We start from the raw sequence: 7,124 nt of genomic DNA, 5'->3' as shown, positions 1-7,124 counted from the left end.
CGGGCGCGGCCTTGACCTCGGCCGGGGTGCGGCCGATGACCGCCACCAGCGAGTCCGGAGAGGCAAGCGCGGCGTTACCGATCCTGCCGACCATCCGGCCCGGGATGCGGTCGCCCAGCTGGGCCGCCGGGGTCTCGCGCAGCAGCGTGGCAAACGCCGGCGAGACGTAGTACTCACCGGGAGCCGGAAGCCTGCGCAGACCCGGCGGGACGGGTGAGGTCGGCCCGGTGGCTGCGACGTCCACCTCGATGAGCGACCTGCCGTCGTAGAAGTCGCGGTGGGCCCGCCACCACAGCGGGTCCACCGAGGCCGTCTCGGTCCGACTGGAAGCGCCGGTATTGTACCAGAGTTGCCGGGCATTCGACCGGTCGACGGCGCCCAGGCTGGCGAGCGTGGACAGCAGCAGCCCCACGCCGATGGCGACGGCAGCGATGATCATCACAAGCCGGGCGAGGGCGTGGCGGCCGCCACTGACGGCGAGGCGGAACGCGAAAGGGATCACGGGGCGATCCGTTCGGCCGCGAATGTGCTGGCCCTGCCGTCCCGGACGACGGCCTCCCGGTCGGCGTAGGCGGCGACCCGGGGCTCGTGGGTGACCAGGATGACGGTCGTGCCCTGCTCGCGGGCCGTACCCACCAACAGTTCCATCACCTGTTCGCCGGTGAGCGAGTCGAGTGCGCCGGTCGGCTCGTCGGCGAAGAGCACCTGGGGCCGGGCGACCAGGCCACGGGCGAGCGCGATGCGCTGCGCCTGGCCTCCCGACAGTTCGCCGGAACGGCGCCGCTGCATGCCGTCCAAGCCGAGCCGGGCGAACCAGGGCCGGGCCTGGGCGAGTGCTCCTGCCCGGCTGGTGCCGCCGAACAGCAATGGCAGAGCGACGTTCTCCTCGGCGGTCAGCTCGGGGACGAGCTGACCGAACTGGAAGACGAAGCCGAAGGTACGCCGGCGCAGTTCGCTGCGCCGGGCCTCGTTCATGGTGTCGATTCGTCGGCCGTTGAAGTGCACCTCCCCCGAGTCGGGGGTGAGGATGCCGGCCAGACAGTGCAGCAAGGTGGACTTGCCGGAACCGCTCGGGCCCATGATGGCGAGCACCTCGCCGGCATCGACGGTCAGGCTGGCGCCACGCAGGGCAGGGGTCTCACCGAAAGTGAGCGCGAGATCGCGGGCCTCGATCAGGACGGTCATGAGCGCACCACCTCGGCGATCGCGCCCAGCCGAGYCGTGGTCAGGTCGATCCAGCGCAGATCGGCTTCCAGATGGAACAGTCCGTAGTCGGCGAGCAACGCGTCGACGAGCGGGCCGGTACGCCGTAGCTCGGTCAGCTCGCGCATCCGCCGCAGGTGGGCAGCGCGCTGCGCGTCGAGGTACTGCTGGGCGTCGCGGCCGAGCATCAGCGCCAGCACGACCTTGGTGAACAGCACCGTCCGCAGGGAGGGTTCGGGCGCCACCGGCTCGGTCAGCCAGCTCTCGAACTCCGTCGCCCCTGCCTCGGTGATGACGTAGCGCTTGCGGTCGGGCCCGTCGCCGGGCTCCGCCTCGCCGACCATGACCTTGCCGTCGCGCGCCAACCGGCCGAGCGTGGCGTACACCTGCCCGAACGGCAGTGGCTTGCCTCGGCCGAAGAACTCGTCGTAGACGCGCTTGAGGTCATAGCCGTGACTCGGCTCCCGCTCCAACAGCCCCAGCAGGGTCAAAGGAACACTCACGAGGGCACTGTACGCTAGGAATATACTTCAAGTGTATACCTCGCGAGGATGCGGCGGTGGCCCGCGGCGAAGCGGACACCGGCATCGCTACAGAGGTGCAGGACGGGATGAAGTCGCCGGTGTGACCGGGGTCAGGTTCCCATCGTCGCCCGGCAGGCAGCCGCGTAGCCGCCAGTAGCGGGTCAGCAGCTCCGTAGTCGGCTCCGCTACGTCATCGCAATCTTTGGTGATCTCCGGACGTAGCGCGCCGCGGACAGATGGAGTTCCCAGACCGTGCCACCACCGCCGATGACGCCATGATCCCACCGCCCTGCCACCGGATCGCGCCCGCAAGGTCCCGGAGGCTCACCCAGGAGACCCACGCCCCGGCTACACCACCTGACCACCCCGGGCCAGCTCCACGCCGGCCGGACGGGGGGCTCGGGGGGTCGCCCCCCGGAAAACATCGCGGCCCGCCGGGAAGCCGACCAAAGGTCGGCAACCACGACGGGCCAGCTTGTGGACCTCCTCCGGAGATACTCCAACCCCTCTTGTGGGTACCTCCGCGATCTTCGGACCCTCTGCACCGTCCTGGACGAGGTCGACGAAGGCCCTCAGCCCGGCTTGCCGGGCAACACCGGCCGCGGGCGTCRTCCCACCGTGCGCAAGGTCACAGAGCGACTCTCCCCCGCTGACATTCAGGCTCTGATCGATCTCTACCGGGCGGGCACGACCGCCCAAGCGCTCGCGGAGAAGTTCTCGATCGGCCCGACCTCCGTGAAGGTCCTGCTGCGCGAGCGGGGCGTACGACGAGGCGGCACCTCACCAACAGCAACCTGACCCGGCCGCGGAAGCCCGGCTGCCCTCGTGGCGGCCGGGCTTTCTGCTGCACCAGCAAGGTTAACTAAACAGGAACCACACCCATGGAACAYGCACCATCACACGAAAGGATCATCAACCAGGGAGACGTCCCACCCGCCGAGCAGTCGCACGACGAGCGCCTGATCAACCGAGGCATCGAGGCCGCCGCCCAGGAGAAGCGGCCCATCGACGACCACACCGCGCGCTACATCGCCGGACAGCTCCACGGTGGTCAGGCCAGCGCCCTCTACAGCCTGGCCAGCACCGGCAACATCATCGAGGACACCGTCTACCACGAGCTGTACGAAGACCTCGAATCCCACACGCCGGAGGTCGCCTCCTGGGTCGAAGCGCTGCGAACCTACTGCCAGGCCCGGCCCGACAAGGGTCCGGTGACCGGCTGGGCCGAGCACGCCGCTCTCCTTGACCGCATCGAGGCCACGCGGGAGCGCACGCGGATGCTCGGCGGGATCGCCGTCGCGCCGGAACTGGCCGAGGCCGACGAGACGTCCAGGAAAGATCATTTCCTGCATCCAGACCGGCTGAACGAACTGTTCGGCGAACCGCCGGACGAGGAGATCGGCCGGGCCGAGGAGCTGGGCTGGTTCGGCCTGATCGTCGACCACGGCACCGGCGGCGGCACGATCATCTCCCAGGACGAGCAGGGCTTTCGGTACGTCTGGGAGACGGAGGWCGGTGAAGCCCTCGACCAGCGGTGGGAGGCCGTCCTCCGGGAGTACCGACGCTACGAAGACGCTCTTGTCCAGCTCGAACGACACGAGCAGGACGACCGGTGCGAACGGGTCGGCTACGCCTGCCCGGAGTGCGAAGAGCAGATCATCGAGCACCCGGTCGGGCTCGACGAGTCCACCTGGACGCACCAGGACGGCGGGCCGCTGTGCCCGGTCGTCGGAGACGGCGGCTACCAGCCGGCGCAACCAGGCGTCTGGCGGGACGGCGAGATCGTGCCCCTGGCTGAGCAAGCTGACGGGGACGACGCCCATGGTGACGGACCCCGCGTCTACGTGGCCAGCCTCGCCGACTACACCAACGGCGAGCTACACGGCCGCTGGATTGCCGCTGATCATGATGTCGAAGACCTGGAGGGCGCCGTTGCCCGCATCCTGGCGACCTCACCAGCCCGGCGGCACGGCGAGGCGGCCGAGGAATGGGCCATCCACGACTACGAGGGCTTCGATGAGGAGGTCACGTCCACGCTGGGCGAGGGCCGTCGCTACGACCGTTTGACCCCGCCACCGTTCAATCTTGGTGCAGGGTCCCGAAATCACTGTCCGCCCAGTCGCCAAGCGGCTCCTGACCAGGGACGATGCCCAGTGAGTCTCCGATCGACAACATCATCCACCGAGCCGAACATGTGTTCCGTGGCTCTGGTGGGTCCGGACACCGCGGTCCGTCTGGTGACCGCGATCATGGGCACGGTCGAGCTGGAATCCGGATGGGGACCGGTCGTCACTCAGCCGCCGGTGATTTCCTGACGCCAGGCGGAGAAGAAGTGGCGTAGCCGGTCGGCGGCCGGGCCGGGCAGCCCCAGGTCGTCGTCGGTGAACCGGCCGATGGTTCCGATCATGTCGGCGAACACCCGCAGGTCGAAGCCGCCATCCTGGGCCTGGGCGAGGTGGACGAGCTCCTCCTTGGCGAAGACGTTCACCAGGTCGTACACGTCGGTGAAATCACGCGCCTCGGCTCGGCCGAACAGAGCGAGGGTCTTGCGGGCCGCCAGGTCGTGGGCGCTGAGTGTCGGGCCGAGTTCGGTGAGGGTGGGTGGTTCGTCCGGCGGGCTGTCGACGCCAAGATCCACGATCAATACCTCACCATCTGTCTCGACGACAAGTCTGGCGAAGCTGTCCGTGAGCTGGACCCGCCGAACGGCCCAGCCCTGCGAAGCCGCTGCGCGTTCGAACGCCGCCGCCGTGTCGGGGATCGATGCCGTGGGCGGGAGGGCGGTGAACAGATCGACGTCGCGGGTTTCGCGGTCGACGAGATCACGCACGATGAGCGCGGCGCCGCCCGCGACCGCGAAGCCCGCGCTCTCGGGCAGCCCGAAGAAGATCCGCGCAACCGCCCGCTGCAACGATGTGATCATCTGAAGGCAGCCCGTTCCCAGGCGCGCCGGATCGGGGCGGGAAGGACGAGCTCCGGCCAGGCGTYGGCGAGCAGTGCCCCGTCGACGTAGGCGAGGATGTCATCCGCCGTCCCCTCTCGCAGGACGATCTCGTACAGCCTGTGGCGCTGTCGGCGGTCGGCGAGGTCGTAGGTCCGGTCGGGGTTGGACCAGTTCAGATGGACAGGCAGGCGCACCCGTGCCAACGCCTGCCGTATCGGGAGCCGAGGCAGCCGATCCGGCACGGTGAACGGTCGCCCCCGCCCGTCCACCACGACCTCGAACGAGGGCACCGGCACCGCGTCGAGCCGGAAGCCCGCCGCCGCCAGCAGACGCGTCGCGGTCTCCAACGTCGGTGACTTCACCCCGTGCTCATAGGCCGCCAACGTCGGCCGTGACGTGCCCGCCCGCCGCGCGAGCTCAGCCCCGGACAGGCCCGCCTCCAGCCGCGCGGATTCGATCAGTCGGCCTGTCAGCGAATCCGCCATGCCCCCTCCACTGCGACCCCCTCCGCTACGGTCCTCTCCATCACGACACCAAACGTATCCGATGAGATACGCTACCCGTCTTTCGGTCCGTCCGCCGGCTCATTCGGCGTGGACCGTCATAAGCCACGCCGCCAGGCGGCCCGACGCGCCCGGGAGATGGCCGAGTAGGCCGTCAGGTCGATGTCCGAAACCGGTGAGGAGGGCTCGCAGCTGCGGATCGCTGATCGCATCGGTCAACGCACGGGTGAGGCGGTCAGCGCCGAGTATCTGGATGTCCCGGGTGTGAAAGCGGCGCGGCGCAGGGTCGACAGGCTCAGCCAGACCCAGCCGGTTCGTGACGTCGGCGAGGTGACTGGCCGCGGCACACAGCGCCGCCTCACGCTCCCGCCACCGCATCGCGCGCAGCGCACGGTGAAGGTACCGACCGACCTGGCCGCCGAGGGCCAGCTGCGCGAACGCGGTCATCAGCCACTTGTTGTACGGGGCCCACCGGCATTCGAGCAGAAACCCGATCCGGGCAAGGTCACGGGCCACCCGGGCCGCAAGCACGCGCGAGCCAAGATCGTCGTCCCGGCCGCCGGCGCGGCCGACGAACGGCTCCTCCTGGCTGACCCGCAGCCAGCCGGCCGCCAGGACATAGCGCCAGACATCATCGGGATACCAGGCCAGCGCCCGGCGCCGCGCGGTAAGAAGAGCGAGCGGGTCATGCAGAACCACGCCGCCCGTGAGACTCGCCAGGATCTGCGTCGGCGCCAACAGCCAGTCCGCCAGACCCATCCCGTCGGCGGGGTCGACACCGAGTCGATCGACGAAGAACGCTCGCGTGGTCGTCACCTCCACCTGGTGGTGCGGCCGGCCGTCATGTCGGTCGCTGTCCGGATAGATGACCGGGAAACCCTCGAACCGAGCCGGCAGCCTCTCCAGCGTGACGTTGACCGGCTCGGTGTCAAAGCCCGGCGGGACGAACAACTGCACACGAGGGCCGAAATCGTGGTCCGGGGAGACCTCGTCATCGAAACCGAGCACCTCGGAACCCTCACCGAGCAACGCCGCGGCATGAGGCACACCCGGCACCAGCGGCCGAACCGCCAACAGATCGCGCCCGCGGGGTTCCCGGAGGCTCGCCCCAGGAGGCCCCGGCCTTGGCCCACCCGGACACCACCGAACAGCCGCCCACCAGATCCATGCCGGTCGCACGGGGGTCCGGGGGTCCCTCCCGGAAAACATCGCGGCCCGCCGGGAGGCTGACCAAAGGTCGGCAACCACGACGGGCCGGCTTGTGGAGGTGGCGGGAATCGAACCCTGTAATGAGCCGAACGGCGAGGATCGGCGGTAGCCGGTTTTTCTTGTGCCGCAGCGGTTTTTTGGACCTGGAAGATCGCTTAAAGTCGCCCGGGAACTGAAGTTTCGCCGCGCAGCGTGGGCACCGTGTGGGCACCAGCGTGGCGGCGCTACCCGTCACCGGATGGGCGGGCCAGGATGCGGCGGCCGAGTCCCCCGAATCCGACGATCGCGGCAATGGCTGCGAAGATCAGCAGGTATCCCTGCCAAGGGCCGCCGTCGCGGGCGAGTATGGCGATACCCAGACCGAGAGCTGCGGCCACGACGACGCCGATCAGCGCTAGGACGCCGCCGATCGTGGCCCGGTCGGCGCGGGCGGTGTCGCCGTGCCGCTCGGCGGCCAGGAGCGCGACGAGGATCAGAAGGATGGTGACGGTCACAGGTTCACAGACGAGGTCCGGTGACCAGCCTAAAGCGACTGCGACGATACCCTCGGCGGCGCATGCTGCCGCGAAAAACACGGCGAAGATCACGAAGCTCAGCGGGTAGCGATCGGTCGTTCCCATCCCGCGTCCCCCTCGCCGGTTGTATCCCCCGTCGAGTCTCCGGTCTTCGCCGCGCCCATGGCGGTCGATTCGGTGGATTCGTCGGTGCTGTAACCGTCCGCGGATCCCACTAGACATGACT

At 69.1% G+C, this 7,124-nt stretch carries 8 protein-coding genes and 1 pseudogene; 2 read left to right on the top strand and 7 right to left on the bottom strand.

Going from position 1 to position 7,124, the window contains the following annotated elements; translation table 11 throughout:
- The 3 genes and pseudogenes from KBI5_RS00960 to KBI5_RS00950 all read right to left on the bottom strand — a co-directional run.
- Positions 1–502 (bottom strand): annotated as a pseudogene (locus tag KBI5_RS00960) (ABC transporter permease); the annotation flags it as partial.
- A complete protein-coding gene (locus tag KBI5_RS00955) occupies positions 499–1,185 on the bottom strand; it encodes an ABC transporter ATP-binding protein (protein WP_011435265.1) in 687 nt (228 codons plus the stop codon). The pseudogene KBI5_RS00960 and the gene KBI5_RS00955, both read right to left, overlap by 4 nt.
- On the bottom strand, positions 1,182–1,706 hold the full coding sequence (locus KBI5_RS00950; protein WP_085014058.1) for a PadR family transcriptional regulator: 525 nt from the start codon (positions 1,704–1,706) through the stop codon (positions 1,182–1,184). The genes KBI5_RS00955 and KBI5_RS00950 overlap by 4 nt, the downstream gene beginning before the upstream one ends.
- Positions 1,707–2,345: 639 nt before the next feature.
- On the opposite strand from KBI5_RS00950, the gene KBI5_RS25790 reads away from it, so the two are divergent.
- Both KBI5_RS25790 and KBI5_RS26780 read left to right on the top strand, forming a co-directional pair.
- The gene (locus KBI5_RS25790) at positions 2,346–2,525 is read left to right on the top strand and encodes a hypothetical protein (RefSeq protein WP_133056946.1); all 180 of its coding nucleotides are present in this window, start codon (positions 2,346–2,348) and stop codon (positions 2,523–2,525) included.
- 83 nt (positions 2,526–2,608) lie between these two features.
- Positions 2,609–4,042, top strand: a complete 1,434-nt coding sequence (locus tag KBI5_RS26780; RefSeq protein WP_198537441.1) for an antirestriction protein ArdA — start codon at positions 2,609–2,611, stop codon at positions 4,040–4,042.
- Here the strand turns inward: KBI5_RS26780 and KBI5_RS00935 are convergent.
- From KBI5_RS00935 to KBI5_RS00920, 4 genes are all read right to left on the bottom strand, one after another.
- Positions 4,021–4,650: a nucleotidyl transferase AbiEii/AbiGii toxin family protein gene (locus KBI5_RS00935; protein WP_011435261.1), complete on the bottom strand. Its 630-nt coding sequence runs from the start codon at positions 4,648–4,650 to the stop codon at positions 4,021–4,023. The two genes, KBI5_RS26780 and KBI5_RS00935, sit on opposite strands and share 22 nt — an antisense overlap.
- Positions 4,647–5,156, bottom strand: a complete 510-nt coding sequence (locus KBI5_RS00930) for a helix-turn-helix transcriptional regulator (RefSeq protein ID WP_085014056.1) — start codon at positions 5,154–5,156, stop codon at positions 4,647–4,649. Before KBI5_RS00930 ends, KBI5_RS00935 begins: the two co-directional genes overlap by 4 nt.
- A gap of 99 nt (positions 5,157–5,255) precedes the next feature.
- Positions 5,256–6,230 (bottom strand): DUF4037 domain-containing protein, encoded by a 975-nt coding sequence (locus tag KBI5_RS00925; protein WP_235186836.1) that lies wholly within the window; start codon positions 6,228–6,230, stop codon positions 5,256–5,258.
- Positions 6,231–6,607: 377 nt separating this feature from the next.
- Positions 6,608–7,003: a hypothetical protein gene (locus KBI5_RS00920; RefSeq protein WP_085014055.1), complete on the bottom strand. Its 396-nt coding sequence runs from the start codon at positions 7,001–7,003 to the stop codon at positions 6,608–6,610.
- Between the last annotated feature and the right edge of the window lie 121 nt (positions 7,004–7,124).

Origin of the sequence: Frankia sp. KB5, assembly GCF_002099325.1 — a bacterium.
Taxonomy (GTDB): domain Bacteria; phylum Actinomycetota; class Actinomycetes; order Frankiales; family Frankiaceae; genus Frankia; species Frankia casuarinae.
Note: the sequence above shows the minus strand (reverse complement) of the source record. Positions and strands in the feature narration are given on the sequence as shown.